Origin of the sequence: Nocardioides sp. QY071 (assembly GCF_029961765.1) — a bacterium.
GTDB lineage: Bacteria > Actinomycetota > Actinomycetes > Propionibacteriales > Nocardioidaceae > Nocardioides.
Window position 1 is genome coordinate 2,563,821 of sequence record NZ_CP124681.1, and the last position, 23,937, is coordinate 2,587,757.

General features: G+C 72.4%; 23 protein-coding genes. 9 read left to right on the plus strand and 14 right to left on the minus strand.

What is annotated here, in order from left to right; translation table 11 throughout:
- Positions 1 to 129 precede the first annotated feature (129 nt).
- Complete coding sequence (locus tag QI633_RS12300; protein ID WP_282429148.1) at positions 130 to 924, minus strand: ABC transporter permease subunit; 795 nt, start codon at positions 922 to 924, stop codon at positions 130 to 132.
- Positions 863 to 1,825, minus strand: coding sequence for an ABC transporter ATP-binding protein (locus QI633_RS12305; RefSeq protein ID WP_141798930.1), 963 nt, complete (start codon positions 1,823 to 1,825; stop codon positions 863 to 865). Before QI633_RS12305 ends, QI633_RS12300 begins: the two co-directional genes overlap by 62 nt.
- A 160-nt stretch (positions 1,826 to 1,985) precedes the next feature.
- Between QI633_RS12305 and QI633_RS12310 the strand changes: the two genes are divergently transcribed.
- From QI633_RS12310 to QI633_RS12320, 3 genes are read left to right on the plus strand one after another with little or no spacing between them, the layout of a single operon-like run.
- The gene (locus QI633_RS12310; RefSeq protein ID WP_282429149.1) at positions 1,986 to 3,494 is read left to right on the plus strand and encodes a CYTH and CHAD domain-containing protein; all 1,509 of its coding nucleotides are present in this window, start codon (positions 1,986 to 1,988) and stop codon (positions 3,492 to 3,494) included.
- Positions 3,495 to 3,498: 4 nt separating this feature from the next.
- Positions 3,499 to 5,871: a hypothetical protein gene (locus QI633_RS12315; RefSeq protein ID WP_282429150.1), complete on the plus strand. Its 2,373-nt coding sequence runs from the start codon at positions 3,499 to 3,501 to the stop codon at positions 5,869 to 5,871.
- Positions 5,868 to 6,581, plus strand: a complete 714-nt coding sequence (locus QI633_RS12320) for a universal stress protein (protein ID WP_282429151.1) — start codon at positions 5,868 to 5,870, stop codon at positions 6,579 to 6,581. Before QI633_RS12315 ends, QI633_RS12320 begins: the two co-directional genes overlap by 4 nt.
- On the opposite strand, the gene QI633_RS12325 is transcribed toward QI633_RS12320, so the two are convergent.
- The 4 genes from QI633_RS12325 to gap form a co-directional block, all read right to left on the minus strand.
- Positions 6,536 to 6,898, minus strand: coding sequence for a VOC family protein (locus QI633_RS12325; protein WP_282429152.1), 363 nt, complete (start codon positions 6,896 to 6,898; stop codon positions 6,536 to 6,538). The genes QI633_RS12320 and QI633_RS12325 overlap by 46 nt on opposite strands.
- A 136-nt stretch (positions 6,899 to 7,034) precedes the next feature.
- Positions 7,035 to 8,159, minus strand: a complete 1,125-nt coding sequence (locus QI633_RS12330; RefSeq protein ID WP_282429153.1) for a glycosyltransferase family 4 protein — start codon at positions 8,157 to 8,159, stop codon at positions 7,035 to 7,037.
- A gap of 11 nt (positions 8,160 to 8,170) precedes the next feature.
- A complete protein-coding gene (locus QI633_RS12335) occupies positions 8,171 to 8,740 on the minus strand; it encodes a GAF domain-containing protein (protein ID WP_282429154.1) in 570 nt (189 codons plus the stop codon).
- Positions 8,737 to 9,735: a type I glyceraldehyde-3-phosphate dehydrogenase gene (gene gap / locus QI633_RS12340; protein ID WP_282429155.1), complete on the minus strand. Its 999-nt coding sequence runs from the start codon at positions 9,733 to 9,735 to the stop codon at positions 8,737 to 8,739. The genes QI633_RS12335 and gap overlap by 4 nt, the downstream gene beginning before the upstream one ends.
- A gap of 203 nt (positions 9,736 to 9,938) precedes the next feature.
- On the opposite strand from gap, the gene QI633_RS12345 reads away from it, so the two are divergent.
- Positions 9,939 to 10,829 carry a universal stress protein gene (locus tag QI633_RS12345; RefSeq protein WP_282429156.1) on the plus strand — a complete coding sequence of 297 codons (891 nt, stop codon included), beginning with the start codon at positions 9,939 to 9,941 and terminating at the stop codon, positions 10,827 to 10,829.
- Positions 10,826 to 13,369, plus strand: a complete 2,544-nt coding sequence (locus tag QI633_RS12350) for a cation-translocating P-type ATPase (protein ID WP_282429157.1) — start codon at positions 10,826 to 10,828, stop codon at positions 13,367 to 13,369. Before QI633_RS12345 ends, QI633_RS12350 begins: the two co-directional genes overlap by 4 nt.
- On the opposite strand, the gene QI633_RS12355 is transcribed toward QI633_RS12350, so the two are convergent.
- Complete coding sequence (locus QI633_RS12355; protein WP_141798924.1) at positions 13,321 to 13,545, minus strand: DUF1918 domain-containing protein; 225 nt, start codon at positions 13,543 to 13,545, stop codon at positions 13,321 to 13,323. The two genes, QI633_RS12350 and QI633_RS12355, sit on opposite strands and share 49 nt — an antisense overlap.
- A gap of 144 nt (positions 13,546 to 13,689) precedes the next feature.
- On the opposite strand from QI633_RS12355, the gene QI633_RS12360 reads away from it, so the two are divergent.
- Together QI633_RS12360 and QI633_RS12365 are read left to right on the plus strand one after the other, a co-directional pair.
- Positions 13,690 to 14,760, plus strand: a complete 1,071-nt coding sequence (locus tag QI633_RS12360) for a zinc-binding alcohol dehydrogenase family protein (RefSeq protein WP_282429158.1) — start codon at positions 13,690 to 13,692, stop codon at positions 14,758 to 14,760.
- Positions 14,761 to 14,952: 192 nt separating this feature from the next.
- Positions 14,953 to 15,129, plus strand: coding sequence for a hypothetical protein (locus QI633_RS12365; RefSeq protein ID WP_282429159.1), 177 nt, complete (start codon positions 14,953 to 14,955; stop codon positions 15,127 to 15,129).
- A 10-nt stretch (positions 15,130 to 15,139) separates the two neighbouring features.
- Here QI633_RS12365 and QI633_RS12370 read toward each other — a convergent pair whose 3' ends face one another.
- Genes QI633_RS12370 through QI633_RS12400 form a run of 7 tightly spaced genes read right to left on the minus strand, consistent with a single transcriptional unit; the run spans position 15,140 to position 21,501 of the window.
- On the minus strand, positions 15,140 to 15,388 hold the full coding sequence (locus QI633_RS12370) for an acyl carrier protein (RefSeq protein WP_282429160.1): 249 nt from the start codon (positions 15,386 to 15,388) through the stop codon (positions 15,140 to 15,142).
- 17 nt (positions 15,389 to 15,405) lie between these two features.
- Positions 15,406 to 16,569 (minus strand): dihydrolipoamide acetyltransferase family protein, encoded by a 1,164-nt coding sequence (locus tag QI633_RS12375; protein ID WP_282429161.1) that lies wholly within the window; start codon positions 16,567 to 16,569, stop codon positions 15,406 to 15,408.
- Between the two features lie 3 nt (positions 16,570 to 16,572).
- On the minus strand, positions 16,573 to 17,562 hold the full coding sequence (locus tag QI633_RS12380) for an alpha-ketoacid dehydrogenase subunit beta (protein ID WP_282429162.1): 990 nt from the start codon (positions 17,560 to 17,562) through the stop codon (positions 16,573 to 16,575).
- Positions 17,559 to 18,572 (minus strand): pyruvate dehydrogenase (acetyl-transferring) E1 component subunit alpha, encoded by a 1,014-nt coding sequence (gene pdhA, locus QI633_RS12385; protein ID WP_282429163.1) that lies wholly within the window; start codon positions 18,570 to 18,572, stop codon positions 17,559 to 17,561. The genes QI633_RS12380 and pdhA overlap by 4 nt, the downstream gene beginning before the upstream one ends.
- A complete protein-coding gene (gene acsA / locus QI633_RS12390; RefSeq protein ID WP_282429164.1) occupies positions 18,569 to 20,326 on the minus strand; it encodes an acetate--CoA ligase in 1,758 nt (585 codons plus the stop codon). Before acsA ends, pdhA begins: the two co-directional genes overlap by 4 nt.
- A 21-nt stretch (positions 20,327 to 20,347) precedes the next feature.
- Positions 20,348 to 20,614 carry a DUF1876 domain-containing protein gene (locus QI633_RS12395; RefSeq protein ID WP_282429165.1) on the minus strand — a complete coding sequence of 89 codons (267 nt, stop codon included), beginning with the start codon at positions 20,612 to 20,614 and terminating at the stop codon, positions 20,348 to 20,350.
- Between the two features lie 41 nt (positions 20,615 to 20,655).
- Complete coding sequence (locus tag QI633_RS12400; protein ID WP_282429166.1) at positions 20,656 to 21,501, minus strand: universal stress protein; 846 nt, start codon at positions 21,499 to 21,501, stop codon at positions 20,656 to 20,658.
- Positions 21,502 to 21,634: 133 nt separating this feature from the next.
- On the opposite strand from QI633_RS12400, the gene fbp reads away from it, so the two are divergent.
- Together fbp and QI633_RS12410 are read left to right on the plus strand one after the other, a co-directional pair.
- Positions 21,635 to 22,798, plus strand: a complete 1,164-nt coding sequence (gene fbp / locus QI633_RS12405; protein ID WP_282429167.1) for a fructose-1,6-bisphosphate aldolase/phosphatase — start codon at positions 21,635 to 21,637, stop codon at positions 22,796 to 22,798.
- 94 nt (positions 22,799 to 22,892) lie between these two features.
- Positions 22,893 to 23,903 carry a YbhN family protein gene (locus QI633_RS12410; RefSeq protein ID WP_349016728.1) on the plus strand — a complete coding sequence of 337 codons (1,011 nt, stop codon included), beginning with the start codon at positions 22,893 to 22,895 and terminating at the stop codon, positions 23,901 to 23,903.
- Positions 23,904 to 23,937 lie beyond the last annotated feature (34 nt).

A 23,937-nucleotide genomic window follows, 5' to 3' on the forward strand; every position in this document is an offset into this window, starting at 1 on the left:
TGAGGAGGGCGAGCGCACACCTCCACGCGCCGATCTCAGGAGCCTGCATGAGGCTCAGCATCCCTCGGCGGGATCCGCACGGGCAGGGTCAAAGGTCCCGGGGCGCGGCACGTCACGTCCCGAGCCTGCTCAGCGATGCGCGCCGATGTCGCGCCGCGCCCACACAGGCAGGGCGAGCGCGACCAGACCGGCCGACACCAGCAGCAGGGTGAGGAACGAGACCGGGAAGTCGGTGGCGAGCGGACCCGCGTGCAGGGCCTGGTGGAACGGGGAGATGCCCCGGACGTCCGAGAGCCGGTCGACGAAGAGACCGCCCACGTAGAGGACGTAGGCCGCGAGCGCGGCCGCGGTCGCCACGCCGATGGCCGGACCGCGCCGGCCCAGGACGGCGCCGGCCGTCAGCGCCAGGACGCCGTGGACCAGCCCCAGCAGGGTGCACGCACTCGCGCCCGCCGCGGCCGAGCGGACCGGGATCCCGAGGTCGAAGAGCGCGCTGCCGGCCAGGGTGCCGCCGAGTGTCGCGACGCCCAGCACCGTGATCGCCACGGTCAGCGCGAGGGCCTCACCGAGGAGCAGTCGAGTGGTGGACAGGGGTGTCACCAGCAGCAGGTCGAGCGTTCCGGCCTCCTCCTCCCCGGCGAGTGCTCGCGCTCCGCGCAGGATGCCGAAGATCACGAAGAGCAGGGGCAGCATCAAGGAGAACAGCTCGGCGTTGAGGAAGCCGGTGCCTGTCGACATCTGGTCGATCGAGAACATGTCCTTGAGCGCCTCGGGGAAGTCGGTCAGGTAGGAGTCGAGCGAGGACATCGACGAGATCGACGGCCACATCGCCGCCTCGAGAACGACGGAGAGGACGATGCCGCTAGCCCAGGCGGGCAGGGTGCGGCGCTGATCCCACAGTGCCTTGCGGCAGATCGTGAGCACGGGGGGCCTCCTGGGTGTAGTAGCCGAGGAAGACATCGGCCAGCTCGGTGTCGTGGATCTGTACGTCGCGCAGGTCGTAGGGGAGGACCGCCCGCAGCAGCTCGGCTGCCTCGCCGGTCAGATCGAGCCGGGCCGTCAGGCCGAGGACCTCCAGGTTGTGCACGCCGGCGACCTGGCGGATCGCGGCTGCGGGGACATCGTCCCCGAACCGGAGCTCGACGCGACGGGAGAGGCCGCAGCGCAGGTCGGCCATCGAGCGCAGGTCGAGCAGCGAGCCCTCGCGCAGGATGGCCACGTCGTCAGCGACCTCGGCGACCTCCGAGAGCACGTGCGAGCTCAGCAGCACGGTCTGGCCGCGGTCCCTCGCCTCGTGGAGCATCAGGTGGAACTCTCGCTGCATGAGGGGGTCGAGGCCGCTGGTGGGCTCGTCGAGCAGGAGGAGCGGGGCCTGGTTCATGAACGCCTGGATGATGCCGATCTTCTGTCGGTTCCCCCGCGACAGCGTCCCGATCCGGCGCTCGAGGTCGACCTCGAGTCGCTCGGCCAGGTGCGCGACGAAGGAGTCGTCCACGCCGCCACGAAGCTGCGCGAGGAGTCGCAGGAAGCGGCGACCCGACTGGTCGGCGTACCCGGTGAAGTCGCCCGGCAGGTAGCCGATCGATGCCTGCACGCGGTCGCGCGCGCTGGCCACGTCGTGCCCGAGGACCTCGACGCTCCCGGCCGTGGGGCGGTACAGGCCGGCGAGCAGCTTGATGGCGGTCGTCTTGCCGGCCCCGTTGGGGCCCAGGAACCCGCAGATCGTGCCCGGCGCGACGACCAGGTCCAGATGCGTGAGGGCCACGCTCTTGCCGAACCGCTTGCTCAGTCCGGTGGTCCGGACGGCAGGACTTCGCGCTCCCATGGCGTGGGTCTCCTTCCTCGCGCCGACAGTCGTCCATCGTGGCCACGCTGACAGGCACCGGTCAGAGGCGAACTGCCGCCCGCAGCAGGACCTTGGGCCCCTGTCGGCGGCCCGGCACCACGAGACGATCGAGCCGGAGAGCACTTCGGACGGAGGAAGCATGAGCGTCGACACGCACGTCTTGGAGATCGAGTCGAAGTTCGAGGTGCCTGTCGACGCCACGCTCCCCGACCTCACCGGTCTGCCTCGTGCGGGCGCCGTCGGCGCGCCCAGGGAGGTCGATCTCGAGGCCAGCTACTACGACACCGCCGCCCTCGACCTGATGAGCCTGGGCATCACGCTGCGTCGTCGCCGTGGCGGCGAGGACGCAGGCTGGCACCTGAAGCTGCCGAGCGACAAGGGCCGTCACGAGGTCCGGGTCCCGCTGGGTGACGACGAGCGGGTCCCGCAGCGGCTGGAGGAGCTGTTGCGGGGCACGACGCGAGGCGCACGCCTGAGGAAGGTCGGCACGGTCAGCACCCGACGCACGGTGTTGCCCGTCGTCGATGCTGCCGGGAACCTCGTCGCCGAGGTCTGCGACGACCGGGTCGTCGGCGAACGCCGGCGCGGCGAGCGGGAGGCTCGACTGGTCTGGCGCGAGTGGGAGGTCGAGCTCACCGAGGACGACGCCGAGCTGGCCCGCGCGACGACCGCCCGTCTCCGGGAGGCGGGGGCATCGCCGTCGAGGTATGCCTCCAAGCTGGCCCACGTGCTGGATGTCGTGCCTCCGCAGGACGTGACCGGGGCGAGCCCGGGCGCCGCGAGTGCCCGTGACGTGTTGGCGCCCTACCTCGATGCGCAGGTGCGCCGGTTGCGTCAGCTCGATCCGCAGGTGCGTGCCGATCTGCCCGACGCGGTACACCAGATGCGCGTCGCGTGCCGCCGGATCCGGGCGGTCCTGGCCTGCTACCGCCGTGACTTCGACCGCCGGGCAGCCTCGCACCTGCGCGCCGAGCTGGGCTGGCTGGTCGACGTCCTGGGACGCGAGCGTGACCTGGAGGTGCTCCGCGACCATCTCGGTGCGCTGGTGGCCCAGCACGAATCCACCGACGCGGCGCAGGAGGCCTGGATCGACGAGGCCCTGGCCCGCGACCTGGCGGCGGCTCGCGAGACCGCACGTCGTGCCCTGGACGGCGGGCGGTACGACGCCCTGGTCCTGGCCCTCACGGATCCGGCCGCGTGGCCGCCTTGGTCGCCGAACGCCCGGCGCCCCGCACGTCGTGAGCTCCGCCGTGGCCTGCGCGCCGAGTGGACGCGGCTCGAGGCCGCGGCGAAGGCGGCCGAGCATGCCCCTTCCGCTCGACGGGACGAGTCGCTGCACGAGGTGCGGAAGGTGGCGAAGCGCCTGCGCTACGCGGCCGAGGCCGCGCAGCCGCGGTTCGGCGAGCGCGCGAGCGCCCTCGCCCACGCGATGTCAGCCCTGCAGGACACCCTCGGGCAGCATCACGACGAGACCGTCGCCCGGACGACGGTCGCCGGGCTCGGGCAGCAGCGGTCCCGAGCCGACGGCGGCGGAGATGTCCGGCGCGTTCTCGACGATCTCAGGGCGGAGCAGTCCGACGACCTCACGGCCTACCGCGACCAATGGGCACAGGCCCCGCTCGCGGCCGGGCGACGTTGGTTGGGGTGAGCCCGTGGCACTCGGTCGCCGGCACCGCACGTTCGGCGCAGTCCTGATCGACTGGGACGCCGCAGTCACGGATGCGAACTGCCAGGAGCTCGTGGCGCAGATCGCGGAGCTGGCCACCCACGGGGTGCACGTGGGGGTGCTCGGCGCCGCCGCGCTGCCGCTCGTCTCCAACCTGCCGCCGAGTGCGGGGCGCATCTGGGTCACGCGGGGCACGGGCCCCGAACAGCGGGCCGAGAACCTCCGGCGGATGGCGGACCTGGGAGTGGGAGCAGCCTTGGTGCTCGTCGTCGACGACGCTGCCACGGCTGTGCACCTGCTCGGCGAGCAGCTGTCTCGCCTGAAGCACCGTCGCGTTCCCGACGTGGACACCGACCGGCGTTGGACGGTGGAGCGGGGCGGGCCGGTCGAGCAGCGTCGCCGCGTCGACGAGGCCGTGTTCACGGTGTGCTCCGGCGGAGTCGGTACCCGTGGGTCGGTGGAGGAGGAGGTCAGCGGCAGCCAGCCGATGGTGCTCGCTGCCGGCGTCTACCGCGGGGATCAGTGCGAGGACGGCCTGCTCGCCGCTCCGAGCTGGACCGAGGTGCGGATGACGACTCCGCTGCTGCGCGACGTACGGTGGCTCGATCTTCGCTCGGGGGTCCTGCTGCGCGAGGAGGTCGCCCCGACCGGTCGTCCGGTGCGGACCGCGCGCTTCGCCTGCCTCGCCGTGCCCGGGGTCGGTGCGATGAGGGTGGAAGCTCCGACGGATCGTCTGGCGCCCTCGGATGTCCGCGACGGCACCGACACGTGGTCCTGCACGCGCACGACGACGGGCGATGCCATCGCGATGTTGACCCGGCAGTGGCGCGGGATCGAGGAGGGCTTCGAGACGCTGGAGCGGATCAGTGCTGTCGTGACGGGGACCGGCGGTGGGCCACGCAGGCGTCGTGCCGAGTCTCGGCTCGATGCCGCAGCCGGGTACGGGTTCGACGTGCTGCTCTCCACCCAGCGGGCCTCGTGGGCTGTGCGGTGGGCGACGGCAGGTGTCAGCCTGCCCGACGATCCCGAGGTCGAGCTCGGTCTCCGGTTCGCGCTGTTCCACCTCTGGTCGCTCGACTCCGGAGCGGAGGAGTTGGCTGTCGGCGCGCGCGGACTCGCCGGGAGCGGGTACGCGGGTCACGTCTTCTGGGACGCCGACGTGTTCGTCCTGCCGGCGCTGATGACGATGGCCCCGTCGGCGGCTCGCGGGATGGTCGAGTACCGCCTCCGGCGCCTCCCGGCCGCGCGCGCCCATGCCGCCGAGCTCGGGTACCGCGGCGCGCGCTTTCCTTGGGAGTCCGCTCGGACGGGGCGCGACGTCACCCCACGCTCCGGGCTGCTCGGGGGCGAGGAGGTGCCGATCCTCACCGGGTTGCGGGAGGAGCACGTCACCGCGGACGTGGCGTGGGCGGCCTTGCGTCAGGCACGGTGGGCGGGGCGCGACCTCTCCGCCCGCGAGCTCGACCTGGTGGCGGAGACTGCCGACTACTGGCTGTCCCGCGTGTCGGTGGGTCCGGACGGCCGGGCGCACCTGCGTGGGGTGATCGGTCCCGACGAGTACCACGAGGACGTGGATGACAACGCCTTCACCAACGTCCTCGTCCGGTGGCACCTGCGCGCAGCCGCGACACTCGTGACCCGGGCGCCTCGCGAGCGGAGAGACGCCTGGCTGGAGCTCGCCGACTCGATCGTTGACGGACACGATCCGGGCACCGGTCGCTACGAGCAGTTCGACGGATACTCCCGACTGGCTCCGGCGCCTCTCATCGGTCTGGGCCGCAGCCCGGTGGCCGCGGACGTCCTGGTCGGCAGCCGGCGTGTGGCCCGCTCACAGCTGATCAAGCAGGCCGACGTCCTGATGCTGCACATGATGGTCCCCGACGAGGTCGCGCCCGGCTCGCTCGAGCCGAACCTCGACCACTACCTTCCGAGGACGGCCCACGGGTCGTCACTGTCGCCTGCGGCCCACGCCTTCGTGCTGGCGCGGGCCGGGCGCAGCGAGGAGGCCCGAGACCTGCTCGCGACGGCACTGCGCGTGGACCTCGACGACCAGGCCGGGACGACGGCCGGAGGCCTCCACGTCGGCGCGATGGGTGGGGCCTGGCAGGCCTTCCTGTTCGGGTTCGTCGGGGCTCAGGTGGTCGGGGACGTGCTCGAGCTGGATCCCCGGCTGCCTCCGCGGTGGAGACATGTCGAGGTGCGCTTTCGCTGTCTGTCCTCCGACATCCGGCTCTGGATCAGGGACGACATCGTGACCCTGTCGACCCGAGTACCGATCCGGGCGCGCCGCCGCGGGGGGCCGACGGTGGACGTCCCGGCAGGACACCGGGCCCGCACCCTGCCTGGAGGTGGAGCATGAACGACGTGGTCGCACTCGTCGACGATCCTGGCCCCGAGCACCCGGCACGCGTCGTGGCCGAGGCAGGGGCCCGGTTGCTGGCGTGCCGGGCGCGGTCCGTGTCGGTGCACGAGGCCTCGTCGGTCGAGCAGGTCCTGTCGCTGGCTCGTACGACACTGTCCGAGCCCGGGGTGGAGGCGCTGGTCGTGGCAGGCACGGACAGCGCGGCACCCGCATGGCGGATCATCACCGATGCGACGAAGCCGGTCTTCGTGGTGCCGACCGGTGCACGACTGCCGCGTGGACGGTTCTCCCGCGTCCTGCTGCCACTCGACGGCGGCTCGACGGCGGCCGACGCGGTGGCGGTCCTGGCCAGCCGGATGGCGTCGTCGGCCACGCTCCTGGCAGCACACGTGTTCGAGCCGGACACCGTCCCGGCGTACTGGGACCAGGCCGCCCATGCGGGCCCCTCCTGGGAACAGGAGTTCCTCGCTCGCAGCGTTCCCGAGGTGGTCGGGCTCCGGTTGTGTCACGGGGACCCGGCGACGGAGGTCGTCGCGCAGGTCGAGGCATGCGGCGCTGACCTGCTGGTCCTCGGCTGGGGCAGGCGGCTCGCCGGGAGCAGGGCGAGGATCGTGCGTCGTGCGCTCGCCGGCCCGGTGCCCGTGCTGCTGATCGGAACCGGCTACGAGGCCGCGTCGGCCAGAGGTTCCAGGACCCCGACGAGGTGACCCTCGGGGTCACGGAACATCGCGAACCGCCCGACGCCGGGAACGGGAGTCGGCGCAACGACCTCCTCGCCTCCGAGGGCGGTGCTCCGAGTCAGCGCGTCGGCAGCGTCCTCGACCTCGACGTAGAAGGTGAGGTACGTCGGCATCGGCTCCGGCGCCTGCATGATGCCACCGCCGATGCCGCCGCCCTCGGCCGCCGCGATGGTGTACTCCGGTCCGGCGGGGGTGAACTTCCACCCGAACAGGTCCGCGTAGAACGCCTGGAGCCGTTCCGCATGCCGGGCGCCGATCTCCCAGTGGATCACTCCGTGTGCCATGACTGCCTGCCTCGCTTCCTGCCCCGCTCGGGGGCGCTTCGTGTCCGGTGACCAGTGGACTTCCCCCGGGCCCGGCGGCAGCAGTGCCGTCGGGCCTCTCGGAGGGGACCTTCGGCCCGGCGCGGGCGTGCGATGGTCACCTCGCCCTCACCGCTGGTGTCCCTGCCCTGGTGCTCCTCAGTGGTCTCCGCCCGCTGGCCGGCGGTGCCGCCAGCAGCGCGTGGTAGAGATCCTCGTGGTCGGCGGCCATCCGCTGAAGGGAGAACCGGAGGGACACCTCGGAGCGACAGGTGGCTCTGTCGATGGTGCGCAGGCGGCCGACCGCGGCCACGGCCTCCGCCTCGCGGTCGGCGAGGAAGCCGGTCCGGCCCTGCGTGACGATCTCGGGGGCCGCGCCCATCGGCCTGGTCACGACGGGCGTGCCGGTCGCGAGTGCTTCGATCATGACCAGCCCGAACGGCTCGGGCCAGGCGATGGGGTTCACCAGCCCCGCCGAGCGACCGACCAGGTCGACGCGCTCGGCCGTCGCGAGCTCGGCCACGTCGTCCTCGGTGGCGGAGAGCAGCGGACGCACGCAGGTGCGGAAGTACTCGACCTCGTCCGGCTCGCGCATCTTGGACACGATCCGCAGCGGGCGGCCGGCGGCGTGCGCGATGCGCACGGCCGCATCGACCCCCTTGTCGGGCGACATACGGCCCACGAAGACCAGGTCGTCCCGGGTTCCGGCCCCGAGCCGGTAGGTCTCCAGGTCGACGCCATGGTGGATCACCGCGGTGATCGGCACGTCGCCGGCGCGGCTGGCATGGTCGTGGGAGATGGCGACGACCGCGGCCCCTCGCGCGATCTCCTTGAAGATCGGGCGGGTGAGCGGGGTGAAGGGGCCGTGGTTCGTGGTGACGACCGGCGGTCCGCCGCGAAGAGTGTGCGGGGCGAGGAGCGGCCCCAGCACCGTGTGGTCGTGGATGATGTCGACGTGGCGCAGCGCGTCGTAGGCCGCCAGCACGTGGGCGGCCTCGGGAACGCTCTGGCCGAAGGGCTCGACCGGCGTGTCGAAGAGGTGTCCGCGCGGGACGGGGCACGAGGACGTGCCGACGGTGAAGAGCTCGACGTGGTGGCCGCGTTCGGTCAGCCCGCGTGCGAGGTTGGCGATGACGGCCTCGGTGCCGCCATATGCGGGAGGAGGCACGGGGATCCACGGTGGGGCGATCAGTCCGATCCGCAGTGGCCTTCGGCTCCCCACCGGCGTCGCGTAGGTCGTCATCCGGATTCCCCTCACTCCTGGCTCGCCCGAGAGGGCTGACGCTGCCGGGGTCCGGGGCGGTCGCTGTTCCTCCATCCTCGACGCGGACGCGGGTCGCACACAGGGACTTGGGACCCTACGCGGCCCGACATCGGGCCCCGGTCACTGCGCAGACCGCGCTCGTCGACGGCGAGCAGGTCGGCGATGATCCGGGCCATCTGGAGCTCGCCGGGGGTGTGGTCCTGCGGGGTGGTCCCGTACAGCACCAGGACCCCGATCAGCGCCGGGCCCTCGAGCAACGGGACCCCGAGCGCGGAGGAGATGCCGGCCACTCGAGCGGCCCGCGCGTAGTCGGGCCAGGCCTCGGCCCGGACGGCGACGTCAGGAATCGCGACGACCTGCCCGGATGTGATCACGGCAGGGACAGGGCCACGCCCTCGGCGCAGCTGGAGCTGTTCCAGCGGTTCCCGCTCCGGTGGGGTGCACACGACCAGCGGTGGGCCGTCACTCGAGAGCAGGCTCACGCTTGCTGCTGCGGCCCCGAACGCGGCGCGGAGGCCGGCCGCGAGGTCGCTCAGCAGGTCGCGGTCGGCGACGGTCATCGCGAGACGAGGCGGACCAGGTCGGCGAGCCGGCAGGTGTAGCCCCACTCGTTGTCGTACCAGCCGAAGACCTTCACCAGCCGTCCAGAGACCTGGGTGAGCGTGCTGTCGAACACGCACGACGCCGGGTCGCGCACGACGTCGGAGGAGACCAGCGGGTCTTCCTCGTAGGTGAGCAGCCCGGCCAGCGGCCCCGTCCTCGCCGCCGTTGCGAACGCGGCGTTGACGTCGGCGGCGCTGACGTTGCGATCCAGCAGGACACTGAGGTCGACGATCGAGCCGTCGACCACGGGAACGCGCAGAGCCCGGCCGTCGAGGCGGCCCGCGACCGCGGGGATCACCTCGCCGACCGCACGGGCCGCACCCGTCGAGGTGGGGATGATGTTGACCGCCCCGGCGCGAGCGCGCCGGGGATCCTTGTGCGGGGCGTCGAGCAGGTTCTGGTCGTTGGTGTAGGCGTGGACCGTCGTCATCAGGCCGTGCTGGATCCCGAAGGCCTCCTGGAGCACCTTCACCATGGGCGCGGCGCAGTTGGTGGTGCACGACGCGTTCGAGACGACGTGATGACGACCGGGGTCGTACGTCGCGTCGTTGACCCCCATCACGATCGTCGCGTCGACGTCCTTGCCGGGTGAGGACAGCACCACCTTCCGTGCCCCTCCCGCGAGGTGGACCTGGGCGAGCTCCCTGCTGCGGAACCGGCCGGTGCTCTCGAGCACCACGTCCACGTCGTACGCCGTCCAGTCGAGGTCGCCGGGATCCGCGCTGCGGGTCACCGCGACCTTGCGTTCGCCCACCAGAAGGAGGTCGTCGCCACCGACCTCGACCCGGGTGGGGAACGCGCCGAAGGTGCTGTCGCGACGCAGGAGGTGGCGCAGCGTCGCGACGTCGGTGAGGTCGTTGACGGCCACGACCTCGAGGTCGGGCTCCGTGGCCGCGAGCCTCAGGAAGGCCCGCCCGATCCGACCTGCTCCGTTGATGCCGATGCGAACCATGCTCGTCTCCTGACCGTCGTTGCTGTCGTGGCGCGGCTGCGCTCGGTGGTCAGCGTGCTTCCTGGACGGCCGGTCGTGCCGGGGGCGTCAGGCACGAGTCGTCGGGACCAAAGGCCTCCGGCCTGCCGACGCCGGACCCTGCAGTAGCGGCCCCGGTGACCGACACGATCGCGGTGAGTCACTCGACAACCGGAGGTTCCGTCATGCAGGTCGACAACCACGCGCCCATCGTCGTTGCGACGGACGGGACCGAGCGCAGCGCCGGAGCGCTGCGGTACGCGGTCCACGAGGCCCGGCGTCGCGCCGTCGCGCTCAGGATCGTTCACGTGGCGCCGCCGGCGGCACTCTCCGAGCCGATGTTCGGATTCGCGCCGGAGATCGCCGAGGACCTGCGGGCCCACGGACGCACGGTCCTGGCCGATGCCGAGGCGACTGCCCGCTCGCTCGGGACCGATCTCAGCATCGAGACGGTCCTCGCAGCCGGAGCGCAGGCGGACGAGCTGGTGGCGGCTGCGGGCGACGGGCAGATGGTGGTCCTTGGCCGGGAGACGAGGAGTGCAGTCCGGCGGCTGCTGACCGGCGCGACGACGGCCACGGTCGCGGGGCGCACCTCGGTGCCGACGGTCGTCGTACCCGCCGACTGGCAGCTGGTGGAGCACGGACGGATGGTGGTCGGCATCGAGTCCGAGGACTGCGCCCGCCCCCTGCTGGGTCGTGCCTTCGAGCGCGCCGCGCAACGCGGCGCCGAGCTGGTCGTCATCCACGCGTGGGACCTGCCGGTCCCGTACAGCGACGTGATCGACCCGCACCGCTACGTCCGCGAGTGGCGCGCCGCCGGCGCGAAGCTGCTGTCCACCGTCCTGGAGGAGTGGCGGCGTGCCTACCCCGGCGTCGCGGTGGAGACCGTGGTCGTGCACGGCCAGGCCGCCCAGGCCCTGGTCGAGGGCTCGGAGGCCAGCGACCTCCTGCTGATCGGCCGCCGCCCGCACGGACCGTTGCACTGGGCCCATCTCGGTGCGACGGCGCGCTCGGTGCTGCGCGCCTCGCACGTGCCGGTGGAGGTCGTCGCGCCGGACACGAGCGCGGACGGATGACGGCGCTCGGGCCACGACTGGTGGAGGGCCGCGGCCTGACCTCGGCGGAGGCCACCCGGCGCCTCGAACGCGACGGTGAGAACGTCGTCCCGCGGGCCGCACCCCGCAGCCTGATCGCCAGGGTGGCCCGGCAGCTCGCCGACCCGATGATCGTGCTGCTCTGCGCGGCACTGGTGGTCGTGCTGGTCCTGGGCGATCGGGTCGATGCGGCCATCATCGGCGCGGTCGTGGTCCTCAACACGGTCATCGGCGTCGTTCAGGAGGTGCGCGCCGAGCATGCGGTCGCGGTGCTGGACGAGCTCGCCTCGCCCCAGGCCAGGGTGCGGCGCGACGGGCGGTTCGTGGAGCTGCCGGCTGCTCAGCTGGTCGTCGGGGACGAAGTGCGGCTCGAGGCCGGCGACGTCGTGCCCGCCGACCTGTCGCTCGGCGAGGCCGTCGCGTTGGAGGTCGACGAGGCTGCGATGACGGGGGAGTCGGTACCGGTGCGGCGCGGGACCGGTGAGGAGGTGCTCTCCGGCACGGTCGTGACCCGTGGCCGGGCCGTGGCAGCGGTGGTGCGGACCGGGGCGCAGAGCGGCCTGGGCCGGATCGCGGTGCTGATCGCGGCGACGGGACTGCGTCCCACGCCGCTGCAGCGTCGTCTCTCCCGCCTGTCGCGACAGCTGGTGTGGATCACGGCCGGCCTCGCCGCCGTGGTGCTCCTGCTGGCGGTGCTGCGAGGCGAGCCCCTGGCCGACTCCCTGATCCTCGCCGTGAGCCTCGCGGTCGCGGCGATCCCCGAGTCGCTCCCGGCCGTCGTCTCGGTCGCGCTCGCGCTCGGTGCGCTCCGGATGGCACGGCGATCGGCGATCGTGCGGTGGTTGCCGGCTGTCGAGACGCTGGGCTCGGTGTCCGTGCTCGCCTCCGACAAGACCGGCACCCTCACCGAGGGACGGATGACGGTACGCCGGACGTGGACGGCCGAGGGCGCCTGCGACGTGGACGGTCCGGCGTACGGCCGCGCCGGTGCGGTGCGGGGCGCGAGCGCCGACGGGAGCGCGGTCGAGCGGCTCCTGCGTGACGTGGTGCTGTGCAACGACGCGCGGCTCACTCCGGCCGGAGACGGCTGGTCCGGGATCGGGGACCCGCTGGAGGTGGCGCTGCTGGTCGCCGCGGCTCGGCTGGACGAGAGGCTGTTGCACGCTCCTCGGGAGTGGCGCCGGGTCGACGAGACCCCGTTCGACAGCGAGAGCCGGTCGATGACGACCGTGCACGAGGACGCCACGGGAGGACGTCTGGTGGTGGTCAAGGGCGCACCCGAGACGGTGCTGGACGGGCTCGCGGACCGTGCGGTGGCCGACCGGGCGCGGGCAGAGGCGCACGCGATGGCCCGTGCTGGCTTCCGCGTTCTCGCGGTCGCCGACGGCGCGCCCGACCGGGCACCCGAGCTGGTCGGGCTGGTCGGCATGATCGACCCGCCGCGCGACGACGCTGCGGCAGTGGTGAGCGCCTGTCGGGCCGCCGGGATCCGTCCGCTCCTCGTCACGGGCGACCACGCCGAGACGGCGCTGGCCGTCGCCCGCGAGGTCGGCATCGCGCGCCCCGACGGGGAGGTCGTCGACGGAGACGTGGTCGCGCGGGGCGAGCACGTGGCGCGGGTCGAGCGGATCGACGTGTACGCGCGGACCCACCCTGAGCAGAAGGTCGACATCATCGACGCCTGGCAGGCACGCGGACACGTGGTGGCGATGACCGGGGACGGCGTGAACGACGCACCGGCACTGCGGCGTGCGGACATCGGGGTCGCCATGGGAAGGCACGGCACCGAGGTCGCCCGGCAGGCGGCGGACCTGGTGCTGGCCGACGACGACCTGCGGACCGTCGTGACCGCGGTGGCCGAGGGCCGCCGGATCTACGCCAACATCCGCACGTTCCTGCGCTACGGCCTCTCCGGAGGACTGGCCGAGGTGCTGGTGATCCTGGTCGCACCGTTCGTCGGGATCGCGACGCCACTCCTTCCGGGGCAGATCCTGTGGATCAACATGCTGACGCACGGCATCCCCGGCGTGGCCTTCGGCGGTGAGCCCCTGGACCCCCGGCTCATGCAGCGACCGTCGCCATCGCCGGAGCGGTCCGTGCTCGGTGAGGGCCTGGTACGGCGGATCCTCGTCGGAGGGCTCCTGATCGCCGGAGTCAGCATCGCGGCGGGCCTGCTGGCGACCGCCCACTCCTGGCCCACCACGACGGTGGTGTTCCTGACGCTCGGCCTCGCCCAGCTGGCACTCGCCCTGGCGCTGCGCGCACCACGCTCGACGCGTGGGCTCGGGGAGCGGGGGCTCGAGGTGTCGGTCGCCGCTGCGGTCGGGCTCCAGGTCCTGGCCGCCACCTGGACGCCGTTGCAGGAGCTGCTCGGGACCCGATCCGTCGAACCGGCGGCCTGGGCCACGGTGCTCGCCCTGGCGGTGCTTCCGGGCGCGGTCGTCAAGGTGAGCGCGGGCCGCCGTCCGGCGGCTCAGCCCGCGTCGTCGCCGGGATCGGGCGCGAGGCCGTCCTGGAAGTGATGGACCTCGGCATCGGGCCCGGGGAAGAACACGGACTCGTGACCGTTGTCCGACCAGCGCACGACGTACGGCGGGCTGCCGTCGGGGTGCCGGACCTGGAGGATCTCGCCGTCCCGGACCGGGCCGCCGACCCGGTTGCTGCGGACGATCAGGCGGTCACCGACGGATGCGTACATGTCGTTCTCCTCAGGTCGGGACGCGGGTGCGCCGTTCAGGTCGACTCTCGGACGTGGTGCGGCGTGCCGGCAGAGCCGTAGGTCCTCGGGCGCGGGTGCCGTGGGTCCCTCCTGCGCCCCGACGGACGGGCGCACGATGGGGGGATGCGAGCATGGGAGGTGTCGGGGATGCCCGGCCGAGCGGGGCGGCTGCAGCCGGTGGAACGCTCGGTGCCGGTCCCCGGCGACGACGAGCTGCTCGTACGGGTCACGGCATGCGGCGTGTGCCGGACCGACCTGCACCTCGCCGACCTCGAGCTGCCACCCCACCGCCCCGGCGTCGTACCGGGGCACGAGGTGGTCGGGGTCGTGGTGGGTGCGGGTCGGTCCACGACCCGTCTCGACGTCGGCACCAGGGTCGGGATCGCCTGGCTGCGGTCGACGTGCGGACGTTGCGAGGCGTGCCGCGTCGGAGCGGAGAACCTGTGCATCCACGCGGCGTTCACCGGCTGGGACGCGGACGGAGGCTTCGCCGAGTACGCCGTGGTACCTGAGGGGTTCGCCTACGAGCTGCCAGCGGCCTTCTCCGACGAGGAGGCGGCGCCCCTGCTCTGCTCGGGCATCATCGGCTATCGAGCGCTGCGGCGAGCCCACCTGCCGCCGGGCGGCCGGCTCGGGATCTACGGCTTCGGCTCGAGCGCACACCTGACCGCTCAGATCGCGATCCGGCAGGGAGCCCAGGTGCACGTGCTCACCCGGGAGGCCGCGGCGCGGGACCTCGCGCTCGAGCTGGGCGCGGCGTCGGCCGGCCCTGCCGACGGGCGGCCGCCGTGCCCTCTCGACAGCGCGATCCTGTTCGCGCCGGTGGGGGAGCTGGTCCCCGTCGCACTCGAGGCGCTCGCCCAGGGCGGCACCCTTGCCATCGCGGGGATCCATCTCAGTGACGTCCCGGCTCTCGACTACGCCCGACACCTCTTCCGCGAGCGCACGCTCACCTCGGTCACCGCCAACACCCGTGCCGACGGCGAGGAGCTGCTACGGCTCGCCGCGGCGCTCGACGTGCGGCCCTCGGTCACGACCTACCCGTTCACCGCCGTGGACCAGGCACTGGACGACCTGGCCCGGGGCAGGTTCGCCGGTGCGGCGGTGGTCCGGGTGTCCGGGACAGGAGCGGGACCTTCGGGCAGGTCTCCGGTGACCTTCGGTCCTGCCACGGGCGCTCGCGCAGGAGCATGATCGGAGATGCGGCAGACCCCGGTCCTACGGCCGGTCGAACCCGCAAGTGCCGGCCCGCCGGCAGCCGCGAAGCACTGGTGGTCACCGACCACAGACCCGCCGTCGTCATGACGGATGCAGCGGCAGCGACGGCGGGCCGGCCACTGTCCGCGCGGAAGGTCGCCCACGGACGGTCACGAGGAGGGGAGCACCATGGCAGCGCTGGTGGATCAGGTGGTAGCAGGACCGGGCCCGCACCCATGGCCCCAGGCGGGCCCTGCCGGAGAGCACCCCTGGCAGGAGGACGGCGCCGACATCGCCCTCGACGACGAGGCCGACGAGGCAGTTCCGCTCGCCCTCGCGCTCATCCCGGCCAAGGGTGTCGAGTGAGGGGCCGACCTCACGGCTCGGACAGGAAGGCGACGCAGCTCGCCACCGTCGTCAGGCGAGGATAGTCCGCCTCGTCGATGCGTACTCCCGTCCTCGCGCAGACGGTCTCGACGAACGTGAGGAAGTCGAGACTGTCGAGGTCGAGCTCGCCGCGGAACGGAGTGTCGTCGCCGAGCGACTCCACGTCGGCGTCGGGAACGATGGCGAGCAGCGCACCGGCGACAGCAGCGCGGGCTTCGGCGGGGTCGACCCGTCGCATGGGTCTCGGTGAGGTGCTCACAGGTCCTCCGGGTGCTGGAGATGGTGGTCGACGAGAGCCAGGAACCGGCTCCCGGTGAAGCCGTCGGTGGCGCGGTGGTCGGCGGCGAGAGTGACGGTCGTGCTCGGACGGACCCCGAGCAGGCCCTCGACGGCCCACGGTCGATCCGCCACGCGCCCGAAGCCCACGAGCGCCACCTGGGGTGGGTAGATCACGCCGTGGACGCTGTCGGCACCCTGGTCGCCCAGGTTCGTGACGGTGAGGGTGGGGTCGCTGAGCTCGGCGGCGCGCAGCCTACCGGTGCGGGCGCGGGTGACGAGGTCCCGCAGGGCTGCCATCAGCGCGTCGACGCTCAGGTGGTCTGCGTCGTGGAGCACAGGTGCGAGCAGCCCGCCGCCCCGTAGCGAGGTGGCGACAGCGAGGTGCACCCCATCGCCGGGTACGAATCCGTCGTCGACCCAGAAGCCGTTGAGCTCCGGGGTCGCGGCCGCCGCCAGTGCGCTCGCCCTGAGCAGCAGCGCTGCCGGTACGACGCGCTCGGCGACCGGCAGCGGGAGGTTGTGCTCGCGCAGCCAGCGCATCGCGGGACCCAGGTCCACGTCCGACGACAGGAAGTAGTGGGGGATGTCCCGGTTCGCCCGGCTCATCCGCGCCGCGATCGTGGCCCGCATGCTGTCGTGACGCGTTGCGACCGCAGACGGCGGCTCGGTCGGCCGCTGCTCGACCGCGGGCTGGTCGGACGGAGGCCGCTGGGCGGCCGCTCGCACGTCCTCGGCACGCACGGGCAGGCCGCCGGGGCGACCCAGCCGGTCGATGTCCACACCGAGCTCGTCGGCGAGGCGGCGGGCCAGCGGCGTTGCCCTGACCGAGGATCGTGGCGGCCGGGGGACGGCAACTGATGGCGCCGGCGCCGCCGGGCTCGCTGCCGGCGTCGACATGCCGGAGCCCGTGGCATCGATCCGGGCGAGCGGTGTCCCGACCTGCACTGTCGTGCCGGGCGGCACCAGCAGCTCGCCGACGACGCCGTCCTCGAACACCTCGACCTCGATCGCCGCCTTGGAGGTGTCGACCACGGCCACGGGGTCGCCCTTGTGGACGCGGTCGCCGGGCGACACCAGCCACTCCAGGAGGGTTCCCTGGTCCATGTCGGCGCCCAGCGAGGGCATGGTGAAGTCGCTCATCGTTCACTCCAGGAGACGTCGTGCGGCGGCGACGATGCGGTCCGGTCGAGGCAGTGCGGCCTCCTCGAGGTGCTGGGCGTACGGGAGGGGCACCTCGGCCGAGCAGACCCGCTCCACGGGTCCGTCGAGGTCGTACATGGCCTGCTCGGTGATGCGGGCGCTGACCTCCGCCGACAGGCTGCCCGAGCGCCAGCCCTCGTCGACCACGACGACGCGGTGCGTACGACGTACCGAGTCCATGATCGTCGCGTCGTCCAACGGGCGGAGCGTGCGCAGGTCGATGACCTCGGCGTCCACGCCGCCGGCAGCGAGGTGATCGGCGGCCTCCAGGGTGGGGGGCAAGGAGCCGCCGTAGGTGACCAGGGTGACGTCGCCCCCCGGCCGACGGACGGCAGCATGGTCGAGATCGACCGGTGCCGGATCCTCCTCCAGGGGGCCGGAGGTGTTGTACAGCGATCCGTGCTCGAAGAAGAGCACCGGGTCGGGATCATCCAGCGCCGGACGCAGCATGCCGCGTGCGTCCGCAACGGTCGCCGGGGCGACCACGCGCAGGCCCGGGATGTGGGCGTACCAGCCCTCGAGGCTGTGCGAGTGCTGGGCAGCGAGCTGACGGCCGGCTCCAGTGGTCATCCGGATCACCAGGGGGACATTGAACTGGCCACCCGACATGTGCAGCAGTGACGCTGCGTTGTTGAGGATCTGGTCGAGCGCGAGCAGGCTGAAGTTGACGGTCATGATCTCGACGATCGGGCGCAGGCCGGCGACGGCGGCGCCGATGCCGGCGCCCACGAACGCCGACTCGGAGAGCGGCGTGTCCCGGATCCGCTCAGGTCCGAACTCCTCGAGAAGACCCAGGCTCACCGCGAAGCACCCACCGTACGCGCCGACGTCCTCGCCCATCAGGAACACGCGCTCGTCCTCGCGGAGGGCCTCGCGCAGTGCGGCGCGAAGAGCCTCGCGGTAGGTCATGGTCGGCCGGCCCGCGGAGCTCATGGCGTCCCACCCCGCTCGCTCGTGGTGAATCGCGTGAGATCGGCGACCGGTTCGAGAGGAGCGGCCTCCGCCGTCGTCACGGCAGCCTCCAGCAAGGTGTCGATCTCCGACTCGATGCGGGCCAGGACGTCGTCGGTGAGCCGGTCCTCGGCGCGCAGCAGCCCGATCAGGTGGTCGATCGGGTCGCGCGTCTTCCAGGCGGCGATCTCGGCCTTGTCGCGATAGCGGTCGGGGTCGTACATGGAGTGCGCCCGGAACCGGTAGGTCCGCATCTCCAGGAAGTGTGGGCCGGCACCGCCATGGATCTGCTCGATCGCCAGGCGGGCGGCCCCCTCGACCGCCAGGACGTCCATGCCGTCCACCGCCCAGGCGGCCACGCCGTAGGAGGAGGCGCGCAGGGCGAGGTCCGTGCGTGCGTGTTCGTGACGCAAGGCGGTACCCATGGCGTACTGGTTGTTCTCGCAGACCACCAGGAGGGGCAGGTGCCACAGCGCCGCGAGGTTGAGGGACTCGTGGAACTCGCCCTCCGCGACCGCCCCGTCGCCGATGAAGCACGTCGTGATGCGGCGGTCCCCACGCAGGTGGTCGGCCAGAGCCACACCCAGCGCAAGGGGGAGACCACCGGCCACGATGGCGTTGCCGCCGAGGAAGTTGGTGGCACGGTCGAACAGGTGCATCGACCCGCCCCGACCGCGGCTGCACCCGGTCACCCGCCCGAACATCTCTGCCATCAGGGAATCGAGTGGTACGCCGCGTGCGATGGCGTGCCCGTGGTCGCGGTAGGTCGACACGACCGTGTCGTCGGCGCCGAGGCAGCCGAGCACTCCCGCGGCGACCGCCTCCTCGCCGACGCACAGGTGCAGGAAGCCACGGATCCGGGTGGCGCTGTAGAGCTCGGCGCAGCGCTCCTCGAAGCGGCGTACGAGGATCATCGTGCGCAGGAGGCCGAGGCGGTGGTCGTGCGCCGCCGCCGGAGCGCTGGCAGGTGCGCTGCGCCGCGCCCGGGTCACGGCGTCGGCTCCAGGGTCGAGAGGTCTCCCAGCGCCAGCCCGAGCTCGCGGGCACGCAGGAGTCGGCGCATCACCTTGCCGCTGCTCGTGTGCGGCAGGTGGGCGTCGAAGGCGATCTCCCTGGGCGCCAGGCCGCCGAGACGGCGTCGGGAGAACGCGAGGAGGTCGGCACGGAGCGCGTCGGACTCCTCGAAGCCCGGCCGCAGCGTGACGAAGGCCTTGACGACCTCGCCCGCGAGCGGGTCCGGCTTACCGATGACACCGGCCTCCAGCACGGAAGGGTGCTCCATCAGGGCCGTCTCCACCTCGAAGGGCCCGATCAGGTGGCCCGCGGACTTGATCACGTCGTCGGCGCGACCCACGAACCAGAAGTAGCCGTCGTCGTCGACCTCGGCGAGGTCGCCGCTCAGGTACCAGCCGTCGGCGAAGCACCGGGTGTAGCGCCGCTCGTCGCCGACGTATCCACGAAACATCGACGGCCAGCCGGCACGCAGCGCCAGCTCGCCGACCTCGCCCGGCGGGGCTGTCTTCATGCCGTCAGGGTGCTGCGCGGCGCGACCGTCCTCGCCGCGGGCGAGCACCGCCGCCTCGATGCCGGGCACCGGTCGTCCCATCGAGCCCGGGCGCAGCTCCATGCCCCGGTAGTTGCTGATCATGATCGCGCCGGTCTCGGTCTGCCACCAGTTGTCGTGTACCGGCAGCCCGTAGGCGGCCAGGCCCCATTCGACCACCTCCGGATTGAGTGCTTCGCCCACGCTCGCGATGTGGCGCAGCGCCGCCAGGTCGTAGGAGTGGGGCAGGTCGGTGCCGTACTTCATCAACATGCGCAGCGCGGTCGGCGCTGTGTACCAGACGTTCACGGCCTGTTCGGCCAGGATCCGGTACCACGCGGGCGCGTCGAACTCGCCGGCGAAGCTGAGCAGGGTGGCGCCGTGGGTGAGCGGCGCGATGATGCCGTACGAGGTCCCCGTGACCCAACCCGGATCGGCCGTGCACCAGAAGACGTCGTCCGGACGTAGATCGAGAGCGTGGGCAGCCGTGGCATGGTGGGCGACGACGGCCTCGTGCACGTGGACGGCACCCTTCGGTCGTCCGGTGGTGCCGCTCGTGAAGTGCAGCAGAGCGCGCGTCTGGGGATCGGTCGGCGCGATGACGTGGTCCGCGGGAGCGTCGTCCAGGGCGGGGCCGAGCGCGATGGTTCCGGGGTCGGCCTCGTCACCGACCACCAGGACGTGCCGCAGATGGGGCAGGTCGGGCCGGATGGGAGCGACCTTGCGCTGGTACAGGGCCCGCGTGGTGACGAGGACCTCGGCATCGCACAACCTCATCCGTTCGCGGATCGGCTCGGGGCCGAAGGACGAGAACAGCGGAGCGAAGACCGCGCCTGCCTTGAGTGTGCCGAGGGCAGTGACGTACTGCTCCGGCTGGCGGCCGAGCAAGGAGACGACCACGGCGTCCGGACGGACGCCGAGCGCTGCCAGCACGCCTGCGAACCGGTTGGTGGCCTCCCGCAGCGCGGCGTACGTCAGGTCGGTGATGCTGCCGTCGGCGGCGATGCTGCGGACGGCGACCCGGTCTCCTCGTCCTGCGGCACAGTGTCTGTCCACCGCTTCGTGGGCGATGTTGAGGCCGGTCCCGCCAGGAAGTCCCGAGAGCTCCGCGCGAGCCGCGGCCCACGTGAACTCGTCACGCAGCTGCTCGTAGCGTGGAGCCGTCGTGGCCGCCGCGGGGATGCTGGACGTTCGTGAGGACACCTCGACACCACCGTGCCGTGGTCACATCGTGAACGACGACGAGGCGCCGGTATTGGTCTCCACGTCGAGCACGGAGGCCTCGAACAGCGCGTGCGCCAGCCCACTGAGCGCCCGGCACACGGCGAGCTCGTCGCCGATCTCCGGGGCGTCCCGGTCCTCCGGGCTGCGTCGTGCGACTCCGCTGCTGCGCACCTCGGTGCCGGCGGTGGTGCGCAGCACCGCCTCCGCCCGCGTTCGGGGCCCGTCCTCGGACAGGTGGATCTCGACGTGCCAGGTCGTCGCGTGCATCTCGCTCTCCTTCGTTGGTCCAGGTGACGGGACCCGGCGGCTCACCGGACGATGGCCACCGGGCACTGGGCATGGGTCAGGACGTGCTGGCTCACCGAGCCGAGCAGCATCTCCGAGAACGCGTCGCGGCCGCGTGACCCGACGACGACCAGCGACGCGGCCCGACTCGCGTCGACGAGCACCGGCCCGGCCCGTACGGGGATCGCCTCCGGGACGATCTCGACGTCGGGGAACTGGGCGGCGCACTCGCGACACAGGTCCTTGACCAGCTCCTCCGCGGCGGCCAGCTGGCGGTCGGCGACCTCCGACTCGGCCCCGTCGAAGGTCAGCACGTGGGCGAGCACCGAGAAGTAGCCGTGGATGGCGGTGACGCCCTCGCCGGTACGCCGGGCTCGCTCGCAGGCGAACCGCAACGCGCGTGCGGACGGCGCAGATTGATCGACGCCGACCACGATCCGGTCGACGACCTTCGAGTGCCGGGGGCGCACGACGACGACGGGACACGGTGCGTGACGGGCTACGTGCTGGCTGACCGATCCCGTCAACGTGCCCGCTGTCAGCCCGTGCCCGGTGCTCCCGACGACCATCAGGTCGGCCCTCTCGGCGGCACGGAGCAGCTCGGGGACGACTGGTCCTGGGCGGACCTCCACGATGGCTTCCGGGAGTCCGAGCGCCTGCAACTGCTCCTCGGCCGCTTCGCGCCAGCCCTGGACCGCCCTGTCCATCTCGTCGCGGTAGTGGCCGACGACCGGGTCCATCGCGGTGCCGACGAGCACCACGTGGACGTCGGACCGTGGGGCGGCGTTCTCAGCGGCCCAGGTGAGGGCGGCGGCCGCGCCGGACGATCCGTCGTACCCGACGACGATGCGGGGAGGGCTCTCGGTCATGGCGTCAGCGTGCGCCGGTGCGGGGGCGACCAGTAGGGCCAAAGGGCACTACCGGTGAGTGCCGGAAGGCCGTGGAGCGGGTCGCGCGGCGGCTCTTGACTGGATGGAGGTCAACCGACGGAAAGGACGGACGATGGTCACGTTGAGCATCATCAAGGCCGACACCGGGGGCTGGGTGGGACACAGCGCCGTGCACGGCGAGCAGATGGAGGAGGCGCGAAGGCGCGTCGTCCGGGCCCGCGAGACGGGTCTGTTGATCGACGGCTACGTCGGCGCCTGCGGCGACGACCTGGCCCTGATCATGACCCACGACTGTGGCGTCGAGGACCAGCGCATCCATGGCTTCGCATGGGAGGTCTTCGAGGCCACCACCCAGGTCGCCAACCGGCTCGGGCTCTATGGAGCGGGTCAGGACCTGCTGAAGGACGCGTTCTCCGGGAACCTGCGGGGGATGGGCCCGGGCTATGCCGAGCTCGAGATGGACGAGCGGCGCAGCGAGCCCGTGCTGTGCTTCCTGGCGGACAAGACCGAGCCCGGCGCCTGGAACCTGCCGCTGTACAAGATGTTCGCCGACCCGTTCAACACGGCCGGCCTGGTGATCGACGCGACGATGCACGCCGGGTTCGTCTTCGAGGTCTACGACCTCTACGCCGAGAAGTACCTCGAGTTCAGCTGCCCCGACGAGATCTATGACCTGCTGATGTACATCGGCGCGCCGGCCCGCTACGTGGTCCACTCCGTACGCTCCCGGGCGACCGGAGCCGTGGCCGCGGCCACGAGCACCCAGCGACTCTCGCTGATCGCGGGCAAGTACGTCGGCAAGGACGACCCCGTGATGATCGTGCGTTGCCAGTCGGGCTTCCCGGCGGTCGGCGAGGCCGTCGAGCCGTTCGCCCAGGCCTTCAGTGTCGCGGGCTGCATGCGCGGCTCGCACCATGCCCCGCTGATGCCGGTCGGCGTCGAGGACGCCCACCCGACCCGGTTCGACGGCCCGCCACGGGTCGTCGCCCTGGGCTTCCAGCTCCACGCGGGGCAGCTCGGACTGCCCCGCGACCTGTTCGCCGACCCCAGCTTCGACCGGGCCCGCAGCACCGCCAACGAGGTGATGGACTACCTGCGGCGGCACGGACCCTTCGAGCCGCACCGGCTCCCGCTGTCGGAGCTCGAGTACACGACGATGCACGACTCGGAGGCGCGGCTGGCTGAGCGCTGGCAGCCCATCCCGGCGCCGCCGGAGCCGCGCGAGACCGTATCCGCGTCCCACACCGAGGGGCCGGGAGCTGAGCGGCAGGGATGAGCCCGCCGGGCCCCCTCCGCGGCACTCCACACGGCGGACCTGGCTGACCCGCTGCGGACTTCTGGTCCTCACCGCGGCAGCCGTCGCGTACGTCGTGCCGAGGCTGCTGGTCGAGACTCGCCGGTCCTGGTCGTCGGCTGGTGCGGCCGTCGAGGTGCTGCTGGTGCTCGCCCTGGTCGCGGAGCTGGCGTCATCCGGGTGCTTCAGCGCGCTCAGCCGCGTGCTGCTGCCGAGCGCCGCGCGCCCGCCGTACCCCGTGATGCTGGCCATCGACGTGACGGGGAACGGCTTCAGCCACGTCGTCCCCGGCGGCGGCGCGGCGGCGGCAGCACTCCGGTTCCGGCTCCTTGCCCGAGTCGGTGTGCCGCCGTCCGACGCCGTCGGCGCGGCGGCGGCAGCACTCCGGTTCCGGCTCCTTGCCCGAGTCGGTGTGCCGCCGTCCGACGCCGTCGGCGCGGCGGCCCTGGAGTCGGCGATCTCCGTCCTGTGGCTGGCCGCGGCCCTCGTGATCGGCCTGGTCGCCGCAGTCCCGGCTCCGGAGACGCACCCCTTCCTCAAGACGGCGCTGGTGCTGGCCGTGGTGTCCATGACGACGTTCGGCGGCCTGGTCGCGGTGCTGGCCGTGCGTCCGGACCTGGTGGTGACGGTCACCGCGGCCATCGCCGACCGCCTGCCGCTGGTGCAGCAGGCCGGGCTCGAACGGCTGGTGCGGGCCGTGCTGCTCCAGGTGCGGCTGGTCGTGGGCAACCGCTCCCGCAGGACCCGGGCCGTGCTGTGGGGCCTGGGGAACTGGACCTGTGACGCCCTCGCCCTGTACCTGTGCGTGTGGGCGTTCGGGGACCCGCCGAGCGTCGGCGCCCTGCTGACGACCTATGCCCTGGTGTCGCTGATCGCATTGTTGCCTCTCACACCCGGTGGCCTCGGCCTTGTCGAGGGCGTCGCTGTCCCCGTGCTGTTGTCCTTCGGGACGGGCCAGGAAGCCGCCCTGCTGGGCGTCCTGGCGTGGCGCCTTTTCGCGTTCTGGCTTCCGATCCCGCTCGCCGGCGGTGCCTACCTGTGGTTGCGCCGCGGGACCGCGGGGGCACCGGCCGGCGGTCCGTCGTGAACGGACTCTTGGCCCCTGCGGCCAGGGACACTCG